The organism is Chryseobacterium sp. SIMBA_029, from assembly GCF_046535275.1.
Classification (GTDB): Bacteria; Bacteroidota; Bacteroidia; order Flavobacteriales; family Weeksellaceae; genus Chryseobacterium.
On the sequence record NZ_JAWRXA010000707.1, the window covers coordinates 1 to 246 of the forward strand.

Consider the following 246-nt stretch of genomic DNA (forward strand, 5'->3'; position numbering starts at 1 on the left):
GGTTGTTAAAAGTCCATTCTTTAATGGCTTTTTTCTTTGTGGTGGTTGTATCAGTTTTAATCTTATTAGATGTGGGTAAATTGGAATTTTTAGTCGATAACTGTGGTTCTATATTCTCTTTTTTTGAATTATTCAAATGCTGCTTACAACTCAAAAAAACTAGTATACTAAAAATAGTAATTATTAAATATTTCATTGTATTTGTAAATTAATAAATTTATAAAGTAGGTTTATTTTAAATATGAT

At 23.2% G+C, this 246-nt stretch carries 1 protein-coding gene; it reads right to left on the reverse strand.

Features of this window, described 5'->3' with window-relative positions; genetic code table 11:
* Window positions 1-196, reverse strand: a 196-nt coding sequence (locus tag SB679_RS25775; RefSeq protein WP_410705214.1) for a hypothetical protein, incomplete at its 3' end; no start/stop codon positions are given.
* Window positions 197-246 lie beyond the last annotated feature (50 nt).